General features: G+C 45.3%; 13 protein-coding genes. 8 read left to right on the forward strand and 5 right to left on the reverse strand.

Features of this window, described 5'->3' with window-relative positions; genetic code table 11:
• The first annotated feature begins 203 nt into the window (after window positions 1-203).
• From QUB04_RS30560 to QUB04_RS30585, 6 genes are all read left to right on the forward strand, one after another.
• Window positions 204-440: a Calvin cycle protein CP12 gene (locus tag QUB04_RS30560; protein WP_333167036.1), complete on the forward strand. Its 237-nt coding sequence runs from the start codon at window positions 204-206 to the stop codon at window positions 438-440.
• A 400-nt stretch (window positions 441-840) separates the two neighbouring features.
• The gene (locus QUB04_RS30565) at window positions 841-1461 is read left to right on the forward strand and encodes a DUF3177 family protein (protein ID WP_333290393.1); all 621 of its coding nucleotides are present in this window, start codon (window positions 841-843) and stop codon (window positions 1459-1461) included.
• Window positions 1462-1750: 289 nt separating this feature from the next.
• On the forward strand, window positions 1751-3169 hold the full coding sequence (locus QUB04_RS30570) for a hypothetical protein (protein WP_333290395.1): 1419 nt from the start codon (window positions 1751-1753) through the stop codon (window positions 3167-3169).
• 171 nt (window positions 3170-3340) lie between these two features.
• Window positions 3341-4591, forward strand: a complete 1251-nt coding sequence (locus QUB04_RS30575; protein ID WP_333290397.1) for a transposase — start codon at window positions 3341-3343, stop codon at window positions 4589-4591.
• 489 nt (window positions 4592-5080) lie between these two features.
• Complete coding sequence (locus QUB04_RS30580; protein ID WP_333290399.1) at window positions 5081-5362, forward strand: peptidoglycan-binding domain-containing protein; 282 nt, start codon at window positions 5081-5083, stop codon at window positions 5360-5362.
• Between the two features lie 217 nt (window positions 5363-5579).
• Entirely contained in the window at window positions 5580-5852 is a 273-nt protein-coding gene (locus QUB04_RS30585; protein WP_333290401.1) for a peptidoglycan-binding domain-containing protein, read from the forward strand.
• A gap of 48 nt (window positions 5853-5900) precedes the next feature.
• Here QUB04_RS30585 and QUB04_RS30590 read toward each other — a convergent pair whose 3' ends face one another.
• Together QUB04_RS30590 and QUB04_RS30595 are read right to left on the reverse strand one after the other, a co-directional pair.
• Window positions 5901-9296 carry an ATP-binding protein gene (locus QUB04_RS30590; RefSeq protein WP_333290403.1) on the reverse strand — a complete coding sequence of 1132 codons (3396 nt, stop codon included), beginning with the start codon at window positions 9294-9296 and terminating at the stop codon, window positions 5901-5903.
• Between the two features lie 501 nt (window positions 9297-9797).
• Window positions 9798-9959 carry a hypothetical protein gene (locus QUB04_RS30595; RefSeq protein WP_333290405.1) on the reverse strand — a complete coding sequence of 54 codons (162 nt, stop codon included), beginning with the start codon at window positions 9957-9959 and terminating at the stop codon, window positions 9798-9800.
• Window positions 9960-10365: 406 nt separating this feature from the next.
• Between QUB04_RS30595 and QUB04_RS30600 the strand changes: the two genes are divergently transcribed.
• The gene (locus QUB04_RS30600) at window positions 10366-10665 is read left to right on the forward strand and encodes a DUF7734 family protein (protein WP_333290407.1); all 300 of its coding nucleotides are present in this window, start codon (window positions 10366-10368) and stop codon (window positions 10663-10665) included.
• Window positions 10666-10939: 274 nt separating this feature from the next.
• Here the strand turns inward: QUB04_RS30600 and atpC are convergent, their stop codons facing one another.
• The 3 genes from atpC to QUB04_RS30615 form a co-directional block, all read right to left on the reverse strand.
• Complete coding sequence (gene atpC / locus QUB04_RS30605) at window positions 10940-11347, reverse strand: ATP synthase F1 subunit epsilon (RefSeq protein ID WP_333100443.1); 408 nt, start codon at window positions 11345-11347, stop codon at window positions 10940-10942.
• Between the two features lie 176 nt (window positions 11348-11523).
• Window positions 11524-12981: a F0F1 ATP synthase subunit beta gene (atpD, locus tag QUB04_RS30610; RefSeq protein ID WP_333240747.1), complete on the reverse strand. Its 1458-nt coding sequence runs from the start codon at window positions 12979-12981 to the stop codon at window positions 11524-11526.
• A 138-nt stretch (window positions 12982-13119) separates the two neighbouring features.
• Window positions 13120-13917, reverse strand: a complete 798-nt coding sequence (locus QUB04_RS30615; RefSeq protein ID WP_333290409.1) for a PEP-CTERM sorting domain-containing protein — start codon at window positions 13915-13917, stop codon at window positions 13120-13122.
• A gap of 1204 nt (window positions 13918-15121) precedes the next feature.
• On the opposite strand from QUB04_RS30615, the gene QUB04_RS30620 reads away from it, so the two are divergent.
• Window positions 15122-22281: two-partner secretion domain-containing protein (locus QUB04_RS30620; protein WP_333290411.1), on the forward strand; the 7160-nt coding region annotated here is incomplete at its 3' end.

A 22281-nucleotide genomic window follows, 5' to 3' on the forward strand; every position in this document is an offset into this window, starting at 1 on the left:
CCGGATGAGTGCGAAAGCCTCACGTCCGGTTCTTAGGGGAGGGGAGAGCGGTGACGCTCGAACCTTACCCGGCAACATCTTTATTTGGGTTAAGGACGTGCCGTTAGCCGAACAAGCTCACTAAACAAAGGCGCGTGCTAACATTACCTAGAAATAGGTCGGGGACAACCATATTCTCCTACACTTTCCTACCAACAATTTTTATGACAACAACACCCGCAGGCAACATCCAAGAAAAAATTGAAGAAGAACTAGAAAGCGCTCGTACCGTCTGTGACGCCAAGGGCGCTACTTCCGGGGAATGCGCGGCGGCGTGGGACGCAGTTGAAGAACTGCAAGCAGAAGCTTCCCACCAAAAGCAAGTCAAACCTAAGAATTCCTTTGAAAAATTTTGCGACGACAATCCTGACGCTGCTGAGTGCCGCATCTACGAGGAATAAACGAGCCATTTAGCTCTATGCCTTCCCTCCCGCGCCGAAATCTAACTTTTGGCGCGGGAGAATTTTATTTGAGGGGTTGAGCCTTTAGGTAATGGCGAGATTTGCCCTCTATCCCAATACGGTTCAAATCCGCCAGCTTCCCCCTCGCCCCCATTGGGGGACAAGAATTTGCTCTTGCGTCCCCCAAGGGGGGCGAGGATGGGAAGGAGATATCTGAAGAATAAACAGTTTTAACTCAAGCGTATTGCCGTCTATCGTCTCTCAAGTACCCTTCAAAGCGCGCCAAGTACCTTAGAAAAGGTAGCAGTAACTAAAACATTAAGACCGTGTTCTGGTTGCTGATTTTTTAGCATTTTTGTAGTAAAATTTGTGACAAATAAGTGAGTATATTTTCCCAAAGATGTTGAGTCTTTTATTGGCAGCCACCGGGCCTTGGTTTCAACCGCTAGTGTGGATGGATTACCGCTTGTCTGTGTTATTAACAATTTCGATCCCGCTGGTAGTGCTGATTTGGGCTGTTGTGGCAAAAGCTGAGGCGATCGTCCGTTTGTCAATTATTTATTGGCGGGTGGCGAGTTTGCTGGCAATTACACTTTACCTGATGATGGCTGCGCTGCCTGTGAGCTTTGTGTCGTCGGTGATTGGGAGGGCCTTAATTCCTGCTAGTCTCTGGTTTTGGGAGGATTTAAACGAAGAAATTGCCGATCGACCGCAGTCGCCCCTGAAACTGGCTTTTACAGCTTGGCGGTGGGCGATTACTGTTTACAGCGGTTTGGGCGCTCTAGCTCAACTTCCCTTCTTAAGCTGTGCTTTTAAATCTCAAATTCAGATAATTGATGAACCTTTTTGCCGCGTTTGGTTAGATCCACCTTGGCTGTACAAACAAATGTTTCACCCTACGGCAAACCCTCAATTTTTGGGATTGTTGGGTATGATAGGTTTAGCAATTTATGTACTTTACTTGTCATATTTTGTGCTAATTCGGCTAGGAAAACAGGGGAGGTCAGCTACCGGAAATTAAGTTTAGTTGAAGTTAGTATTTTCCTCCTAAATTGCAGCTAAAATATTCCACAAAAAGCTCATAAATCCCAAAGAAAAACAGCCGGGGCGCATCTACGAAAGAATCAAACTAACACCAGGGTGGCTGACGTGACCCGCCCAAAAACGGATACAAGGCCCCACTCCTGTCGTGGAGATATAAAAATTTTAGACTAAGGTTCAAGCTTCCAGATTCATCTGTGGAGTAAATCTAAAATCTAAAATCTAAAATCTAAAATCGACTGACAGCAATGTTATTGGGAAAGACTGTGATGGATAGCAAACAAGCCTACTTACAGTGCTTAGACAGGCTGATTTGGGCGATCGATCGCCTGGAAGCAAAAGTCGAACCAAGTGAACTCGCTCGGATTGCCGAACTGATTGTTCAGCCGATGATGGGGCCCTGGCGGTTTTTTCACACTCCCGAACATATTTTTGATGTGGGGGGAGATGAAGACGCGATCGAGGTTTTGGCAGCTTTATTTCACGATACCGTCTACCTGCAAGTCGATCGCAGCATTAACTTTAACGTCAGCTACTACATCACTCCTGTTGCAAAAGAGGTTAACCAACACCTACAAATTCGGGATAAATCTGAACTGCCAGCGGATGCTACCTTCGAGATGGTAATGCTGGTATTCAATTTTGTACCGGGCGAAGTCCTCAATCCTTTGGCTGGACAAAACGAATTTCTCAGCGCTGTGGTAGCAGCAAAAGCTCTAGAACCATTTCTAAAACGCGAGCAATTGCTTCAAATTGCAGGCTGCATTGAAGCAACCATTCCTTTTCGCGTCGCCGATTCGGGAGTAACGGTAAGCCAGCGCCTTTATGAGCGCTTGCAAGCAATAAATAGCCTGTTTAACCTCAGTTTAACGGACGAGGAAATACGGGAAACGGTCAAAAAAGCTGTGCGAATCTCTAACCGGGATGTGATGAGTTTTGCTCACCATAGTTCAGCCCATTTTTTGGCAAATACCTGGAATTTACTGCCGGAAACCAATCACAATCTCATCTGCTGGGGTTTTTACACGGTTCGCGACTACCGAGTTGCTTTGGTGAAGATGGAAGGTTTTCTGAATTATCTCAAGCCAGAAATAATTTTCCGACAGTTTGAGGGATATCCAGACGATCGCACCTATCAGCGCTGGGAAACTACTGCTAAGTACAATCTCGAAATTGCGAAGCTTTATTTGGGGTGCAAACTGGCTGCCCTAGCCCTACTAGAAGCTCTTTCTTCAGGTTTGGGGATAGATGTTTCTCTGGCGATGATGATGGGAGGATTTCCAGATCAAGCTGCTAACTGCGTGCGCCTAGAAAGCTTTTTTCCCGAAATAGAGAAACCTTACCAACCTAAAAGTGGTTTAGAAGCGGAAGTATTGAAGTTATTAGAAAATGGGCGGGCTAAAAGCACTTCTAAAACCGATTTGGAGAACTCGCCACTGACAACGTTTGTGGTGAAAATTGTTGGTTTTGACGAAATGCGCTATCAGTGCGATCGAGCTAAGGAATTTTTTCGAGAAAATCTAAACGCCGACGACTTTATTTCCGACTTTAACCCGATAGTTACAGAAATTGTTATTGATTCAATTCTCAAGTTGTTTGACAGCCGGAAATCTACTATCTACCGATACTACGATATCACAAAGAAACTGGGTCTGAAGCCCCGTCCTTCTAGAACGGCTTTTCTTTGAATTTGAGGCTCCTGATTAGCTCCCTGAGTACGTCGGTTTTAGTCCTGCCTCCAGCTTTGCAGTGGTCTTCAAGGATCTTAAATTCCGATTCTTGAATCCGAAAATCTCAACGTTTCTTCATGATTTTATCCGGTGTTTTGCCGTATCATATTACAATAAGGAGGATAACTCATGTTGGGCTGTCAACAAAACTTAATTCGAGCCGATTCAGAGATTAAGGCAATTCTCGAATATCTGTGTTCTGAGTCTGTAAAGCTTTCTAATTGTGGGACTTATTACGCCCGCCAATTATATTTCAAAACTGGAAATATACCAAACCGCGCTCAGTTACACAAGGTTTTGGGAACTGAAAATCGGAACCGACACTATCAAGCGTTCTACTCTGATACTGCTCAACAAATATTGACAGGTGTAGCAGAGGCTTTTAAGTCCTTTTTGGGACTAATGAAGGCGTTTAAGAATGGGGTAATTACAGACCGCCCTAAGCTACCAAAGTATCGTCAAGGCGGAATGGCTGTAGTGACGTTTACAGGCAGGTCGGTAAAGCTCAAAAATGGAATGTTGAGATTTCCCCTAGGCACCAAGGTTAAAGCGTGGTTTGGTTTAGATGCGTTTTACTTCCCCATTCCCTCTAATCTTGATTTCCATGAGATTCGGGAATATCGCATTCTTCCTCGAAACGGCTGTTTCTACCTAGAGTTTATCTACAAAACTACTGAGATCCAATCAGACGTAGACCTTGCCAGGTGCTTGATGATTGACCACGGCATCGATAACTGGCTAACTTGTGTGAGCAATGTTGCTACAAGTTTTATCGTAGATGGCAGGCACATAAAGTCTCTGAATCAAGGTAACAACAAGCAAGTTGCATTTTTGATGAAGGGGAAAGCTAACGGGTTTTGGTCTAAAAGACTTGCCAGCATAACCGAGAGACGAAATCGTCAGATGCGAGATGCCGTCAATAAAGCAGCCAGAAAGGTGATTAATCATTGTTTGAACAATCAAATAGGAACGGTTGTATTTGGCTGGAACAAAGGACAAAAAAAATCTGCCAACATGGGCAGCAAAACTAATCAAAACTTTGTGCAGATTCCTACTGGCAGACTGAAAGATAGAATAGCTCAATTGTGTGAGCAGTACGGCTTAAGATTTGTTGAAACTGAAGAGTCGTATTCCTCAAAGGCTTCATTCGTTGATAATGATTTGCTACCTAGATTCGGCGAAAAACCCGAAGGGTGGCTTCCATCTGGCAAACGGATTAAGCGTGGTTTGTATCGAACAGCTCAAGGTTGGTTGATCAATGCAGATTGTAATGGTTGTGCCAACATTGGTAGAAAAGTAGCGGTGATGCTTGGACTCGATCTAAGCGGAATCGGTAGAGGTCAATTGTCAGGGCCTTTAAGACAGAAATTATGGTCTTAAGAATCCCTGTCGCTTCAGCGCAGGGAGTGTCAATTCTAAGTTAAAGTCGCAACCCCAGACCCATTTTCCCGATCGCCCTTTTCGCTCACATGGTTAACTAGCTTTAAATACAGTATTTTTGCCTCCTCTATAGAAAAGACCATTACTCAGCTTATATAAGAATATAGCGATGAAACCGTGACAGGATTGATTGCCTCGCTTTCCCTACGTCAATCTGCCTATCCATCCCGGCGGCAGCAACAGCCCTACAGGTATGGTGTGGGGCTGGTGGCAAAGATGCTAAAAGTTGATAAAAAATGGAAATTCGCTGCTGTTTGCCTTTGGCAATTACTCTGTACAAAACGGATTTGATAGCTGGCTGTCACTCATCTGAGCTACCCCAGATCAGCGTCACTATAAAAAGCGACTGTTAAAGCACTTCCCCCCACAGCTACAACTGGGGAATAGCAAGTTCAAACGACTTGCAAACCACTAATCCCCAATCAAACCATGCAAACCACAAATTCAATTTACGCTCAATTGCCTCTTTGCTCTTCACTGCCCACAGTGAAACGAAATAATAGTACCACTGCCAATCAAAACGTGCGCTATCTCCAACAATCCTTAGTTAAAAACGGATATCCCGTCGCAACTGATGGATTCTTCGGCCCAAAAACCGAACAAGCAGTCATCAAATTTCAAAAGGAAAATAAGATTGCTGTTGATGGCATTGTCGGCCCTCAAACTTGGAGTCTATTAGGCGCTTGTTATACAGATGAACCCGGATGTTAAATCCAAGTTAACTAATCCTAGGCGCACGGCTAGCAAGAAACTGGGTTTTTTCACAACAATACTTCGTTTCAGCCCCCAGAAATGCTAAACAACCTGGTGGTTGAGCGAAGCCGAAACCCCGTTTCTGCCCGTCAAAAGTGCATCCAGGACTATTAACATCATTTCCGCACTTCTCTGCTTTCAAACAACTTGCAAACAACCAATGGAGACTCAAACTATGCAAACCACAAACGCAATTCGCACTGAATTACCTTCCTGCCGTTATTTTCCCCTACTCAAACGCAACGATGGCGTCACCCAAAATGAGGACGTTCGCTACCTTCAGCGACTCTTGAACGCCAGCGGATTTTCCGTAACTACTGATGGAGGATTCGGCCCGAAAACCCAACAAGCAGTAATCAATTTTCAAAAGCAACAACAACTCGTTGCTGATGGCATTGTCGGCCCTAAAACTTGGAATAAATTGGGCGTTTGTACAACTATATTTTAAAGTTTGTACAACCATATTTTAAACAGAGTAGGGCGTGCAGTGTGCGCCCTATTTCTCCGTCGAAGTTTCCACCCCACACCACCCCTCCGGGGCTCCGTACATTCGATACTTGCGAGAGCGTTTGAAATACAGCATTGCTACCCGATCGTCAGGATTGATTTGTAAAATATTCTGAAATACTTTTTGGGCGGCAACAAATTTTTGCTCGTAGTAAAAATTGAGAGCTTCTTGAAAAACCTCCGCAGTTTGCTGCTTGAGTACAATGCTCTGCTCTGTTTCTGTATCGTAAATTTCAAACACCGACACAGCATTTGTCTTTCCTTTCACCGTTACTCGATCGACAAATCTGTACTTATATCTTTCTGGATCGTCGAGGCGAGCGATAATTGCACCGCTAACTAGAATGCCTGCGCCGTAAACCTTAGTCAATCCTTCCAAACGAGACGCGAGATTCACCGCATCAGCAATCACCGTACTTTCCATCCGTTCTCGCTCGCCAATTGTACCCAACATCAAATTGCCCGCGTGCAAACCGACGCCGATCGCGATCGGAAACAAGCCATTTTTTTCTCGCTGCTGGTTATACAGATTTACTTCTTTTTGCATATCAATTGCTGCTCGCACCCCATCTTCAGGAGAGGTAGGAAACAGTGCCATGACTGCATCCCCAATGTATTTGTCAATAAACCCGTTATTTTTCCTGATTACAGGGCTAACCCTTCCCAAGTAAGTATTAATAAATGCAAAATTTTCATCCGGTGTCATCTTTTCCGAAAGCGCCGTAAACGAGCGAATATCAGCAAACAGCACTGTCATATCTCTTTCCTGATGTTCACCTAATTTTACTTCAATAATACTCGGCTTTTCCAGCAAGTTGAGAAAATCGTGTGGCACAAACCTGCCGTAGGCTGCATTCAGTTTGGCTAGGCGAATTTGCGTGTTAATTCTAGCCAACAATTCTTTTTTGATAAAAGGTTTAGTTACATAATCATTTGCTTCTAAGTTAAAAGCTTCTACCAAGTCGGTAGTTAGATTTTTGGCCGTCAGCATCAGAATCGGCATTTCTAAAGGCGAGTATTTTTTGCGGACTTCTCGACACACTTCATAACCCGTCATCTGCGGCATCATTACATCGAGTAAAATTAAGTCTGGCTTAAATCCTGATTCAATCAGATTTAAAGCTTCTAAGCCGTTGCTCGCTTGAGTAATCTCGTAGTTTGCTACAGAAAGACTGTTGATGATGACATGAATATTAATCGGCTCATCATCAACTACCAAAATTTTTAATTTTTCACTTTCTAGAAAGTCGCTATTGTCTGATACCTGAGAATTTATTATAGATGATTGGCGGGCTAGTTCAGGAGTGATAAAAATGGGAGAGGTCTCGGTTAAACGCGGCTGTATGCTGCTAAATTCCGGTTGATTCTCAGAGACGGGCAAAGTAAAGGTGAATTGGGAACCAACGCCTACAGTTGAAGATACCGAAATTTTACCTCCGTGCAATTCCACTAATTGCTTGGCAACAGTTAATCCTAAACCCGTGCCGCCATATTCTCTAGCAGTGGAACCGTCAGCTTGTTCAAAGGATTCAAAAATTCGCTCTAATTTATCTTCGGGGATGCCAATACCGGTGTCAGATACACTAATAGCTAATTGGGGATTAAGGGGTGATTGTGCCTTGCCAGTTACCAATTCTGCAGAAATTTCTACTCGGCCGCTTTCGGTAAATTTAATCGCATTGCCGATTAAGTTGTAAAGTATTTGCTGCAAGCGATTCTCGTCGGCTGCTATTGGCGGCAATTCAGGAGCTACTGAGTTAATCAACTGCAAGTTTTTTTTGCCTACTAATGGCTGAGACAGAGTGAGAATTACAGAGACTATTTCTCGAATACCGACGGACTTAATTTGCAGTTCTATCGTTTTGTGTTTGAGCTGAGAAAAGTCCAGAATATCGTTAATTAAAGAAGACAATCTTTTGCCCGATGATGTAATTAAAGCTAAGTTAAAATTTGTTGAGTCTGGCAGTTGTCCGGTAGCACCGTCTATTAAAGATTCTGCAATCCCAATAATGCCGTTGAGGGGAGTGCGGAGTTCGTGGGAAGTATTGGCTAAAAATTCGTCTTTTAGTTTGTCCAGTCGCTGCAATTCGGTATTTTTAGTTTCTAAGGCAGTAAAAGATGCTTGCAGTTGTGCTGCCATGCTGTTAAAAGCAGCGGCAAGTACGCCCAACTCGTCGGAGCGATCGAGCTTTACAGTTTGGTCAAATTGTCCTTCCGATAAAGCTATTGCTGCATTTTTTAATTTTAAAATAGGTTGGATAATCCAGCGAGAAGTGAGAATTCCTAACACAGTTGCCATGCCCAAAGCTGCCAGACATAGCAACACTGTAGTTCGGTTTCCCGCATGAATTTGTTCCATAAAGTCGGCTTCTGGAACGACAACGACAATCAGCAAATCTAAACCCTTGTCGTCTTGGAAGGGCAGGACTTTTAAAAATTTTTTCTGGCCGTTTATCTCAACATTTATTTGCTGCGCTTTTGTAATTTGGTGCAAGTTCTGAAAGTGACTTTCTAAATATTTAGCTGTAGTTTGCGTTACTGCATCGCTGCTTTCTGTAACTTTAAACAGTTCTTTTTTACCGTTTTGGCTGCGGAAAGGTTTTTCGGGTGTGGAAGTTGCCAGCAGCGTGCCGTTTCTTTCGATAATAAAAGTTTGACCGGATTTGCCTATTTTGAGGCTGTTTAAAAATTGACCGATACTGTCGAGACGCAAAGCAGCAATTAATACTCCTTCTAGCTGTTTCTGGCTGTTGTAAACTGGTTGCAGCGCGCTGAGGAGCAAGGTGGGTTCTAGGAAGGATATATAAACGGAACTCCAAGTTGGTTTGGCTTCTAGAGCCGCATAGGTGTAGGAAGGGTGCTGCCGGATATCGAAGTTTTTAACGGAGGCGGCTACTGTAGTGCGATCGCCCGTATCATTAGTATTGTAAGAATAAAAATCAAAATTTGTAGACGGGCCCGATGCGTTAATCAATAAAGTGCCGTTAGACATCTTTTCGCCAGTGCGATATTCTCCATCTGAATTAGCGATCGATGTAAAATTGATATAAGGATATAATTGTACTTGTCGCCACAGATACTTTTCCCAAGCTGACAAGTCTTTCATGTCCACAAAACCCAGTTTCACCGCATCCAGCTTGCTTTGATTGATTTGGTGCGGAGTTTGCAGATAAGTTCTCAAATTTTGCTCGATGCGATTACTCACCTCCCCCATCAATTGAGCCGCAAGGTCATTCACTGCTCTTTGAGAGTTCCTAAATGATAAATATCCCACAATACCCACCGCTGCAAATACTTGCAAGACAAACGGAACTATGAGTACAGTTTGGAGCGTGGCTTTTCCGGAAAGTTTGGCCACCAAGCGCTTGATAGAAAGAGTGGACATAACATTAATTTAGCTTTAAAGACACAGTTAATACTCGGAGCGAAGATTTACCGCTGGTCAGTATTCTAAACCATTTTGTACTTAAACAAAACTTACGCCAGAAAAGCCCAATTTTTGGTTTCTTCCTGAATCGCTGTCCCACCTGAGATTTTTCATAGAAACTGAGTTTAATTCTCGCATAGCTTTCCGCAGTATATGCGAGTTTGAAGTCAAAAGCAGCGCACTCAACGGCGTATCTTTCAGGAAAAATCCGAATTTTGGGGTCGAATGCTTCGCCTTAAATGTATTATGACTGAGGCCAGGTACAAAAACCGGATAAATACAGAAAAATTTTTGCCGTCAGCTTAATGTTACTTTTACTACTTTTCATCCAAAGCTTCTATCCCCGACTATCCTGGTGGCCATCCATACATTCGATTCTTCCGAGAGCGCTGAGAGTAAATTGCTGCTAACTTATCTTGAGTATTTCTTCCGCTAATCTTCTTGAATATCTTTGGCAAATTAGTAAAACTTTGCTCGAAATACCGATCCAGAAGCCTTTAAAATAATAGAAATGTCTGGTTTTATTTCAATGCTTTGTTCGGTGGCGGCATCATTAATTTTAAACACCGACACGGCCGATGTTTTTCCTTTTACTGTGACTCGATCGACAAATCGGCACATATATTTTTCTCGATCGCCCAAACGCTCTAAAATAAAGTCACTAACTAGAATTGCCGCCCCGTAAACAGTTATTTATTAGCTCTGAGTTGCAACTTGTCAGAACTCAACTCAAGCAAAAAGCTAGCATAAATAGCAGCGTCTATCCCCAAGGAAAACGCCGTTTAATAAACATTTGACTGGAAAACGATAATTTAAACCTAGTCTTTCTGTGGCTCATAAAATATGGGACAAGCAGGTTTGCAGGAGGAAAATCTTCCCGATGTTTTTTACAGGATTTATATTATGTCCGCTTACTTCCGGCTGTTAAAAAAGGTCGAATTAAAAATAAAATTTAAGCTGGCTGTCCATGAAATTAGCCGCAAAATTAAGCTATATTATAGCAGATTTCAGGAAAGTGAGATTTGCTATGGCTGACTCTATTGCTCGCCGCTTGGAACAATACACGGTAAAACGATCGCACGAAGTTTTAATCGTCAAGGCCCAAATTGACGGCGAATTCGATGAAATTGCTATTTTTAAAGGCTTTTCTAGCTCCCTGACGCGATCGACCGCGAGCGATCCAGACGTTCCTGTTTTGCCGGAGGAAGCAAAAATTGTCAGTGTCGATCGCGTGGAGAGCCCCTACAATCCAAATAACCCCCGCTATCTTCAGCAGGGGTTATCTTGGGAAACCATGCAATCTCTATTGTCCGAGGCCGGAGTTTAGCAAAACATTAGGGACAAAACAATGTTCATTAGTGTCTACTTAACGTCAAACGTAATACCGGTCTGCTGTTTGACTATTAGGGTTCGATCTCCCTGGCGCCCCCCTTAAGAAGGGGGGGACAAGACTCCGATCAAAGTCCCCCTTCTTAAGGGGGATTTAGGGGGATCTGGACTCAGGTAAAAACGAGATTTCTCCAGGCTTTCAGGCTGGTTGTTGACACCTATGAACAATGTTGTGTCCCTGCTACAAAAGCACTATGTCCTTAACCTTAGAGCTAGATCGTGCCGCCGGCAGCTTGGAAACGAGCTCTCGCGCGTTTGATGGCTTGCTTAGCTTGAATTTGCTCTTGCAAAGTGCCGCTAGTAGCCTTTTGCAAACGAGCTTCTGCTTCGGTGTAAGCAGTACGAGCAGCTTCTTTATCAATGGTTTCGCCTTTTTCAGCGCCGTTGACAAGAATAGTAACTTTGTTTTCTTGGATTTCTGCAAAGCCGCCCATCAGAGCAATAGACACCCATTCCTTGCCGGGACGGACGCGCATCACTCCGGTATCCAAAGCTGTCAACATGGGAGCGTGACCGCTCAAGATACCCAGTTGGCCTGTGGTGCTCGGCAGAATTACTTCTTCAGCATTAGAATCCCAAACAGTTTTGTCTGGGGCCACTACGCGCACAGTTAATGTCATAAATTGTCGGTTGTCGGTTGTCAGTTGTCAGTTGTCAGTTGTCAGTTGTCAGTTGTCAGTTGTCAGTTGTCAGTTGTCAGTTATCAGTTGTCAGTTGTTACCAATAACCAATAACTAATAACCAATAACTAATAACTACTGACTAATGACTACTGACTACTGACTCATGACTAAAATTACTTGGCGTCAGCTTTCATTTTTTCAGCTTTGGCGATCGCCTCGTTGATATCGCCCACCAAATAGAAAGCTTGTTCCGGTAATTCGTCAAGTTCGCCAGCCAAAATCATTTGGAAGCCCTTAATGGTGTCGGCCAACTTGACGTACTTGCCGGGGGAACCGGTGAACACTTCAGCCACAAAGAACGGTTGAGACAAGAACCGTTCAATTTTGCGAGCGCGAGAAACCGTCAAGCGGTCATCTTCCGACAGCTCATCCAAGCCCAAAATTGCAATAATGTCTTGCAATTCCTTATAGCGTTGCAGAGTAGACTGCACTTGACGAGCAACACCATAGTGCTCTTCGCCGACAACGCTAACTTGCAACATCGTAGACGTAGAATCCAGCGGGTCAACAGCCGGATAAATCCCCTTCGCAGCCAAGCCGCGAGACAACACAGTTGTAGCGTCCAAGTGAGCAAAAGTCGTAGCCGGTGCGGGGTCAGTCAAGTCATCCGCAGGCACGTACACAGCTTGAACTGAAGTAATCGAACCTTCGGTAGTCGAAGTAATCCGTTCTTGCAAGTCGCCCATGTCTGTACCGAGAGTCGGCTGATATCCCACAGCCGAAGGCATCCGACCCAACAGAGCCGATACCTCAGAGCCCGCTTGCACGAACCGGAAGATATTGTCAATGAACAGCAGCACGTCTTGCTTGCTGACATCACGGAAGTATTCGGCCATCGCCAGAGCCGACAGGCCCACGCGCATCCGAGCACCAGGCGGCTCGTTCATTTGACCGTAAACCAGAGCAATTTTTGATTTGCTGCGGTCTTCTTCGTTAATAACCCCCGACTCGATCATTTCTTTGTAGAGGTCATTACCTTCGCGGGTGCGCTCGCCCACACCGCCGAACACGGACACGCCGCCGTGAGCCTTGGCGATGTTGTTCACGAGTTCCATCATAATCACGGTTTTGCCGACGCCTGCGCCGCCGAACAAACCGATTTTGCCGCCGCGACGGTACGGAGCCAGGAGGTCGATCACCTTGATCCCAGTTTCAAACACCGAAGGCTTGGTTTCCAGTTCGGTGAAAGCAGGCGGGTTGCGGTGGATGGGCATACTTTCGGAAGTATTGACCGGGCCGAGGTTGTCTACGGGTTGACCGATGACGTTAAAAATGCGGCCGAGAGTTGGGATTCCGACGGGAACTTGGATCGATTCCCCGGTATCTACTACTTCCATGCCGCGCACCAAGCCGTCTGTGGTACTCATGGAAACTGCACGCACTTGGCTGTCTCCGAGCAGTTGTTGAACTTCGCAGGTAACGGCAATGTCTTGACCTGCTTCGTTTTTGCCGGAAATCGTGAGAGCGTTATAGATTTGGGGCAGTTTGCCGCCTGGGAATTTTACGTCTACAACCGGCCCAATGATTTGGGTGATGTAGCCTACGTTCGTTTTTTCTGCGGTGGATACCATGAATAGTGCCTTTGTTAGGATGCTATTTTTCCCGTTATGGAAAAAGTCTTAACATTTAGAAATGCTATTCCTCAGATTACCACTGAACAGACGCACTATTTAGATTTGTATGGGTCTGGTTAAGATTCATTTTTATGGTTACTGCCCTCGCTTTTTTTTCCTGCGAGCTGCAGCCATTGCCCCGATCCCCAGGACAGTCCCGAATACTGTGACTGGTTCGGGGACTGCTTCGGGGGCTAACTGAGCCGACACGGTGAAGTCTTGGAAGTCTTGGTCGTTTCCTCCGGCATCGTCGAAGGAGATTTTTGTGCCCTGAGCCAGTTGGGCCATTGTGACGGATGAATATTGCCCTGGGCCATTACCGCCGTTGATGTTGGTAAATGAGGCATTGGAGCTGGGGTCGAGCAAAAAGTTGCCAAACACGGCTTGCTGACAACCCGCCACCAGACACTCATCTCTCCGGAAGTGGGTGCCTGCGGCCCACCATTCGGGGCTATTCATGAAGGTGCTCGACGAGACGTACTGCTCGAGTGGTTGACCGGTGCCGCTGTCGCTCCACAGCAGCAGGGCATAAATTTGATCCTGCAAAAATGTGAAGGTTTGGGTGATGGAGCCGTTTTCCGAGGTGACTGCGTTGCCGAAGCTTCCCTGCCACTCAGCGGCGCTGCCGTTATCTGAGGGTTTGGTCTCGTAAAACAGTCTGGCGATGTTGCTGTAGCCAGTGTTTCCTGAGTCAGCTTGGGCTACCCACAAGCTCGACTGGTAACCGCCGTGAGATTGGTCGAAGGTAAAGTTTATATTGGTATCTCGATCGAACTGGATGCGGTCCGTGCCAAACATGAAAGCTCGGACGGGCGTGCAGATGCTCAGCAACATTGTGGTTGCCAAGCTGACGACTGTAAAAGATGTTTTTTTGACTAGCGTTAAGGTAGTCATAACCCTGATTCCTCCTGTAGTGTTAGGTAGTAAGGCGGAAAATGCCCTAAATGCCATGTTGCCGTGACGCGAATAGACGATCGCGAGCGTGCGATATTTAGGACGATCGTCAAACCTAAAGAAGAGGCTCCACACCAGTGAATCTACATACATATCTCACTTAAGGGTGTTTTGGAGTAAATGAGTCCTTCTTCTAAGAGTTTTCACTGACACCAGATTGACACATTTTAATCTGTAACAGCAAGATTTTCATCCTGCCCAGACTTCCAACCTACTACATTTACTTCGTTTTAGTACCTGTCTAAAGTGGAGTGCAAGACTTGCAAATATTGGCTTTCATCAAAAATACATAAAATTTTTACGAGAGCTTTATGAAGTTTTGGTAAAGTTCATCCATAAAATATAAAGTTTTTGAGAGAAAGTCTGCTGTTCAGTCAGTTGTTCCTGAAAGCGGGCTGCCAACTGCTGGGCCTATGCAGAAAGAAGCGGGAACGACCGCGAGTAGGGATTTGAGCTAGTTTTTTTCCACTCTAAGCAAGCTGTATAACAGGCGATCGATACTTACGTAATTTTGACTAATATTCCGAGTTTTTTAAACCCCTAACTCTCGCGTTCTGTGCCATATTTTCCCCCACAGTCCCGGACGCTTTAACCTAGTTTTTTAAGGTAATTGGGTCAGGGAAGCAGTGAAAGTCAATCGATTTTAGATTTTAGATTTTAGATTTTAGATTTTAGAATTGAAGCCTTGATCCCACGGAGAAATTCGGGGGTTCCTTTATCTGAGATGTTGCACCATTCTCAATAAGCTTTTTATGAACAGGCTTTTCGGCCTGTTCCACAACAAAATTCACTCTTTGTGGAACAGGCAGAAAAGCCTGTTAAGCGAGAATGGTGCAAGATGTGAGTTTATCGGATACAGGTTTTTTATTTCTGGGTCCTGAGTCTGCTTTCGGAATGAATCCGGGGGCTTGTATCCTGGATGTTTTCGGTCAAAAAAAGAAACCAAGTTTCATTTCCCGCGCCTGATTCCTAGTAAAAAAACTGTTTTTACGTAAATCATACTAATTAAAAACATACCTTTCCTTGTCCCATCCTAATTATTAGGAAAATAAAAATAGGCTGCTCCTATTGACATGAGAAATTTTTAGTAGTAAAAATAGGACAAATAAATACGATCGCACTTTAAGCACCATCTTTAAACACAATGACAGCCAACAAACTACATTTGCTCGGATGGTTATTCATTGTTAGCTGGCTGAGTGCAGCGGCGGGTTCGGCAAACGCGCAACCTATCGCCCCCGCACCAGACGGCACTAACACAGTTGTTACTCCCAACGGCAACCGCTACGACATTTCCGGGGGGTCTTTCAGCGGAGACGGGGCTAATCTTTTTCACAGTTTTACTCAGTTTGGCCTCAGCGAAGGTCAAACGGCTAACTTTCTGACAAATCCGAATATTCAAAATATTTTGGGAAGGATTACTGGGGGTAATCCTTCTTTAATAAATGGCTTAATTCAAGTTACGGGCGGCAATTCCAATTTATTCTTAATGAATCCTGCCGGCATGATTTTCGGGCCGAATGCCAGTCTGAACGTGCCTGGATCTTTTAATGCTACTACGGCGACAGGGATTGGTTTTGGGAACAATCAGTGGTTTAGTGCGATCGGCAATAACAATTGGGCAACTTTAATTGGGACACCGAATAGTTTTGCGTTTACAAATTTGCAAGGGGGAAGCATTGTTAATGCCGGCAATTTGACGGTGGCATCAGGTCAAAGTTTAAGTTTGATTGGCGGTACGGTTGTCAATACGGGTCAAGTAACTGCGCCTAGCGGCAATATTCTCATCAGCGCTGTACCGGGTAACAATTTGGTGCGAATTAGTCAAGCTGGAAATTTATTGAGCTTGGATATTCAGCCGACAGCCAATCAAAGTTCGCTGCCAAACAATTGGACGCAGCCAGTGTTATCTTTGCCGGAGTTGCTGACGGGACAAGGTGTGGCACAGGCGACGGGTTTGACTGTAAATCCCAATGGGGAAGTTGTGTTGACGGGGAATGTTGCAGTGCCTGTAACTGCGGGAACTGCGATCGCATCCGGCAGTCTCGATGTCTCTGGCAACACTGGCGGTACTGTAAATATTTTAGGCGACAAAGTAGGAGTTATTGCGGGCAATATCGATGCTTCTGGGATTAACGGTGGCGGTAATGTACTGATTGGCGGAGATTATCAGGGTTTGGGGACTGTGCCCAATGCTTTGCGGACTTTTGTTAGCAGCAACTCGACGATTAATGCTGATGCTGTTAGTAATGGGAATGGGGGGCGAGTCATAGTTTGGGCTGATGAAACTACTCGCTTTAATGGCAATATTACGGCCAGAGGTGGCTTGTTTTCTGGGAATGGTGGCTTTGTGGAAGTGTCGGGAAAGCAATCGCTGGATTTTCAAGGATTAGTTGATTTGCGATCGACCTTTGGCATAGCTGGCACCTTATTGTTAGATCCTACTGATATTACTATTAGCACAGGTGGGGATGCAGGCGGTACTTTCTCAGGCTCAGAAGAGCGAGTATTTGCGCCCTCGGCGGGTACTTCTACAATTAATAATGGGACGCTGCAAACACAGCTAGGTTTTGCAGATGTGACTATTTCCACTGCGTCGGCTTCTCCGAATCAAGGTGATATTACCGTCAACGCTCCGGTATCTTGGACGAATAGTAATTCCCTAACTCTGAACGCTAATAATAATATTAATATTAATAATACCAGTATCACCACTCAGGGAGGGAATATTACTCTGAATGCTGATAGTGATAATCTAAACGGTGGTGCTGTCAGTATCGTAGGTTCGACGATCGATACTAATGGTGGTAATTTCCTGGGTAATGGTCAGGGGACTTTTGGGGTCGCGCACGGAATCAATGTCCAAAACAGCACAATTAATGCCGGAGGTGGAAAAATTGACCTAAATGGTATTGGAGGAAAAGCTTTCACAGGGGTAAAGAATGTCGGTATTTCTATTTCGGGTGGTAGTATATTACAAACTGCTGGCAGCGGAAATATTACTCTCAAGGGTACTGGCGGCAGTATATTCGCCCCCGTTAATGAAGGTATTGTTATTACAGGCACGTCTCAGGTGATTTCAGCCAATGGAAGTATCAGCCTGACTGGGACTGGAACTGGTAGCGTAACTGGAAGCGGCAACAACGGGATTAACATTAATACTACCAGCACAGTGGAATCGATCGGAACAGGAAGTATTACTTTCAACGGTACTGGCGGGAACGGGACATTTAATAATCGAGGGATATCTATTGACAGCAGTACAGTACGGGCTGGAGGAAATATAAACCTGATTGGTAAGGGTGCTGGGACTTTAACCAACAACACTGGCGTTAGAATAGACGGCTCTACAGTGGAGTCAAAGGCGAACGGGACTGTCACCATCACGGGTATGGGGGGAAATGGGACGAATATCAATGAAGGGATAAGTATTAATAATCTCAGCACGGTAAAATCCCAAAATGGAGATATCACCCTGACTGGAACAGGTAAGGGGAGCGTGGACAACAACAGGGGCATTGCGATGGGGTTCGGCTCGGTGGTGGAATCCACAGGCACCGGGAATGTGACTCTGAGCGGTGTTGGTAGTAATAATGGGAATGATAGCAATCAAGGGATATCAGTTGGGTCCGGCGGTGTGAGAGCGTCTTCTGGAAATATCAGCCTGACTGGTACAGGTGGTGGGACTGGGACTGTGAACGAGGGTATATATGTAGATAGTGGCGCTACAATCCAAAGCGTAGGGTTGGGAAAGGTGACGTTGACGGGGACGGGTAGTGCAGGGATAGGCAATTCCGGGATCTGGCTTAACTCAGGCACGCTAAAATCCGAGAATGGAGATATTGCTTTAATTGGTACTGGTGTAGGGACATCAACTAGCAACGACGGCATTACATTCCCCGCTGCCCCACTGGTAACGGTGCAAGCTACGGGAACGGGTAATATTAGTCTCACGGGAAGTGCCAACAACAATGCCATTCCCATTAACCTCAAAGGCGGTGTGATTGATGCGATTTTAGGTGGCAATGTCACTTTGACTGGCGATGAAATTCAACTGTTAGGGCCTACTCAAGTCAATGGCAAGGGCACTATTACTTTACAGCCGCTGACACCGAGTTTAGGTATTCTGATAGGCGGTACTCAGAACACACCTGACGTTCCTCCTTTGAATCTAATCCAGACGGAACTCGACACGTTAAAAGGGTTTCCCCAAATGGTGATTGGGGATGGGACGGGGGCGATCGCAATTGACCCCGCTGGTGTTACTTTTAATTTCCCCATCAAAATGCAAGCTGGGACAATTGCAGTCGATGGAAACATTACAGGCGAAAAGGACGCTTCAATTACTTTTAATGCTCCAACGACTAACTTAAACAAAAATATTCTCACCAACGAACAGAAGATTGACTTTGCTGGCAATGTTTCTCTCGGTACGGGTTCTAATGTCATTCTCGATACTGGGTTAATGGATGCAGGCGACATTAATTTTGGGGGAAAGGTTGACGGTGATGGCAACCTAGTTTTGACTACGGGAAAAGGCGTTATTAATGTCAACGGGCCCATTGGAGATCCAGAACCTTTACGTTCCCTGACAACAATCAATTCTTTCGATGTTAAGAGTCCGATCGATTTTTCGATTGAAACTACAGGCAATATTACCGTTGGTAGTATGAGAAATCCCGGACGGGCGATCGCCCTTACCAGCAAAAATGGCAATATTGATACGAGTCTAGGGGCAATTGATACACAATCCAGTACCGGAAATGGAGGCCCTATTACACTCAGTGCCAACAATATTACTGTTGGTAATCTTAACTCCAGTTCCACTGCTGGTAATGGCGGGAACATCACCCTCACGGGCAAAACAGGCGACGTTCTTGCAGTTTCAGGATTAGTTAACTCTAGTTCTACTTCCGGTGCCGCCGGAGATATCACGATCGCAACTCCCAAGCAAGTTGGGATACAACGCATTGACGCTAATGGATTGCCCGGTACTGGAAATATTACCATTAGCGGCAATGAGATTGGCTTTTTGGGAGGCCCAGATTCCGTGAAGAGTAAAGGTACTTTGTCAATTCAGCCTTTGCCAACTTTCGGAATCCGCTTCCAGGCTGAACCTGTTGACGATGATCCACAGGCGATCGATTTAGGAACGCCATTTTTATCGGCATTGGCTAATGGATTTAGTGGAATTGTTTTGGGAACTAATACTACCACAGGCAATATCACTGTAGAGGACTTGCAGATATCTTTTAAAGATCCTGTGACTTTCAATACTCAAGGCACTATTTTTGTCAATCCCGATAGCTCGATTTCGGGAACTGATAATGCTTCAATTACTCTCAACGCTACAACTAATAACTTAAGTGGCAATATTACCACCGAATCTCAAGATATCACAATTAACGGCAATACCTTAGTTGGAGATAGCGTCTTAGTCAGCAATGGCACTTCAGCAGGTGGCAATATTCTGTTTAACAATAACATTGATGGCACTGGCAATCTCACTTTAGAAACAGGTACTGGAAAAATTGAGGTTAAAGGTTTGATCGGCGATGCGACAGCATTAGGAATAGGAAATCTCACCGTCAACAGTGCTGGTTCAACTACATTTAATGCTGTCAAGGCTACCAGTTTCACCACCAATGCTGGCGGTACAACCGAACTTAAGGGCGATGTCACTACAACTGGCAGTCAAACTTATGGAGATGCAGTGACAATTGCCAATAATCCGATTCTTTCAGGCAGCGAAATTACTTTCAACGATACTGTTAACGGCAGCAGCGATTTGACGGCGAATGCGGTTAGCGGTAATGTTACCTTCACAAGTGCGATCGGCGAAACAACTCCTCTCACAAGTTTAACTGCAAACAGCAAGATATCTTTAGGCGGGAATGTCACTACAACTGGCAGTCAAACTTATGCAGATGCTGTGACTGTTGCCAATAATCCGATTCTCGCAGGCAGCGACATTACTTTCAATAATACAGTTGACGTGGCTGGCAATCTCGGTATTTCTGCTGATAATGTTAATCTCAAAGGAACTGTAACAACCACCAATGACGGCACGCTCACAATTACCAATAAGGTGAATCTCAATATAGAGAAAAACCTGAACTTAGACGGTGCATTTATTCAAAATGGCGGTGGAACTATTGCGGTTAGCGGAAATATCACCACAACTAATGATAACATTAGTTTTAGCGATCCGGTGACATTAAAAGCTCCTGTAGCTTTTACACTGGGGGATGCAACAATTGCTTTTGGTTCTACTTTATCCGCAGGTAGTAACCCGCTGAATTTAACGGGAGGTGAAATTGATTTTTCGGGGAATGTTTCTGGTACGGGCGCGCTAACGCTGCAACCCGCAACAGCAGGACAAAATATTGTTGTTGGCGGAACTGATAACAATACTAGCGCTTTAGATTTGACTGCATCGGAAATTAATTTGATTCAAAATGGATTTAGCTCGATCGCGATCGGGCGATCGGATAGCAGTGCAAATGTTAGTATTTCCTCTAATCTTACATTTTTAGATCCAGTAAATATTCAAACGGGAACTGGTGCGATCGCACTTGATGGCACTATTACCGGCAATGACAACAGCAGCATTGCTCTCAACGCTGCCACAATTAATTTGAATTATGGCATCAATACCAATAAAAATCCGATCGCTCTCAACGGCACTGTAACACTCGGCAACGATATTAATCTCAGAACCGGCGGCGGAGATATTAAGATAACTGGTGCGATACACGGTAATCATTTGTTGAACTTAGATGCCGCTACAGGCAATGTGTTGGTGCAAGGAAATATCGGAGGAACAGCACCACTTTCTGTTTTGAATGTTACCGCAACGCAGGCGGAATTCACTAACGGTAATATTGCCAGCAATTCTGGTTTTAATATTGCTGCTGCCAGCACTAAGTTGGGTGGCAATGTTACTACTAATAAGGGCAATATCAATATTAACGGTGTTCTCGGGTTGACGAAAGATGCGATATTGAGTACCGCAGGGGGAAATATTGTCTTTGGAGGTGCGATCGACAGTGACAGCATTAATGCCCGCAACTTAACTCTAGCCTCCGGTAGCGGCAGCATCACTTTCAACGGTGCGGTGGGGGCCACCAGCAAGTTAGGAAATCTTGCCATCGAAAATGCTGGCAATGTGACAGGAAACTCGACAATTAACGCGCAACAATTGACAGCACTAAACACGGAAAAAGTCAACTTATCGGGAGATGTCACCGCCGCCAAAGTCGATATTACTGCCAAGGGCGATATAACCGTTAAAAATATTACTGCTAATGGCGGAGAAATTCTATTTACAAGCGGTAACAATTTCACCGCAGGCAATTTGAATACATCGGGAGACAGTGGCGGCAACATAACTGTTAAGGCGATAACTTCAATTACCACCGGACAAATTAACTCTAGCGCTATAGTCGGAAATGCCGGCAATGTGTTCTTAGATCCGATCGGCGATATTCAAGTAGAGTTTATCAATGCCCAAGGCGGTACTGGCGGCACCGGTGGCGATGTCACAGCAATAACAGGCAATTTTTTCCGCGCTACGGGTACTTTTTCCACCCCACTGTCGCCGACGGGATTTGCTAGCATTTCTACTGCTGGCGGGGCCGGTGGTGGCAAAATTACAATTGTGCACGGTGGGGGAGATGGAGGGACGCCGGTTCAACCGTTTGTGGTGGGGAATGCTGCTAGCAACGGTACGGCGGGTGCAATTACAACGGGACAATCTACCATTACATCGCAGTCGTTTCCCCGTTCTAGTAGTGTTGGTAATATTGTGTTTTCGACTGACGACGCGATCGACCCGCCACCAACACCAACTCCAACTCCGGTAGTAACTCCGACTCCCACTCCGAGTGAAACTCCAACTCCGGTAGTAACTCCGACTCCCACTCCGAGTATCACTCCAACTCCGGTAGTAACTCCGACTCCCACTCCGAGTGTCACTCCAACTCCGGTAGTAACTCCGACTCCCACTCCGAGTATCACTCCAACTCCGGTAGTAACTCCGACTCCCACTCCGAGTGTCACTCCAACTCCGGTAGTAACTCCGACTCCCACTCCGAGTATCACTCCAACTCCGGTAGTAACTCCGACTCCCACTCCGAGTGTCACTCCAACTCCGGTAGTAACTCCGACTCCCACTCCGAGTATCACTCCAACTCCGGTAGTAACTCCGACTCCCACTCCGAGTGTCACTCCAACTCCGGTAGTAACTCCGACTCCCACTCCGAGTATCACTCCAACTCCGGTAGTAACTCCGACTCCCACTCC

The organism is Microcoleus sp. D2_18a_B4, from assembly GCF_036702475.1.
GTDB lineage: Bacteria > Cyanobacteriota > Cyanobacteriia > Cyanobacteriales > Microcoleaceae > Microcoleus.

Bases quoted from the DNA above. Each gene is read 5' to 3' on its own strand.
- QUB04_RS30560 (WP_333167036.1), top strand. From the start codon at position 204: ATGACAACAACACCCGCAGGCAACATCCAAGAAAAAATTGAAGAAGAA.
- QUB04_RS30565 (WP_333290393.1), top strand. From the start codon at position 841: ATGTTGAGTCTTTTATTGGCAGCCACCGGGCCTTGGTTTCAACCGCTA.
- QUB04_RS30570 (WP_333290395.1), top strand. From the start codon at position 1,751: ATGGATAGCAAACAAGCCTACTTACAGTGCTTAGACAGGCTGATTTGG.
- QUB04_RS30575 (WP_333290397.1), top strand. From the start codon at position 3,341: ATGTTGGGCTGTCAACAAAACTTAATTCGAGCCGATTCAGAGATTAAG.
- QUB04_RS30580 (WP_333290399.1), top strand. From the start codon at position 5,081: ATGCAAACCACAAATTCAATTTACGCTCAATTGCCTCTTTGCTCTTCA.
- QUB04_RS30585 (WP_333290401.1), top strand. From the start codon at position 5,580: ATGCAAACCACAAACGCAATTCGCACTGAATTACCTTCCTGCCGTTAT.
- QUB04_RS30590 (WP_333290403.1), bottom strand. From the start codon at position 9,296: ATGTCCACTCTTTCTATCAAGCGCTTGGTGGCCAAACTTTCCGGAAAA.
- QUB04_RS30595 (WP_333290405.1), bottom strand. From the start codon at position 9,959: ATGTGCCGATTTGTCGATCGAGTCACAGTAAAAGGAAAAACATCGGCC.
- QUB04_RS30600 (WP_333290407.1), top strand. From the start codon at position 10,366: ATGGCTGACTCTATTGCTCGCCGCTTGGAACAATACACGGTAAAACGA.
- atpC (WP_333100443.1), bottom strand. From the start codon at position 11,347: ATGACATTAACTGTGCGCGTAGTGGCCCCAGACAAAACTGTTTGGGAT.
- atpD (WP_333240747.1), bottom strand. From the start codon at position 12,981: ATGGTATCCACCGCAGAAAAAACGAACGTAGGCTACATCACCCAAATC.
- QUB04_RS30615 (WP_333290409.1), bottom strand. From the start codon at position 13,917: ATGACTACCTTAACGCTAGTCAAAAAAACATCTTTTACAGTCGTCAGC.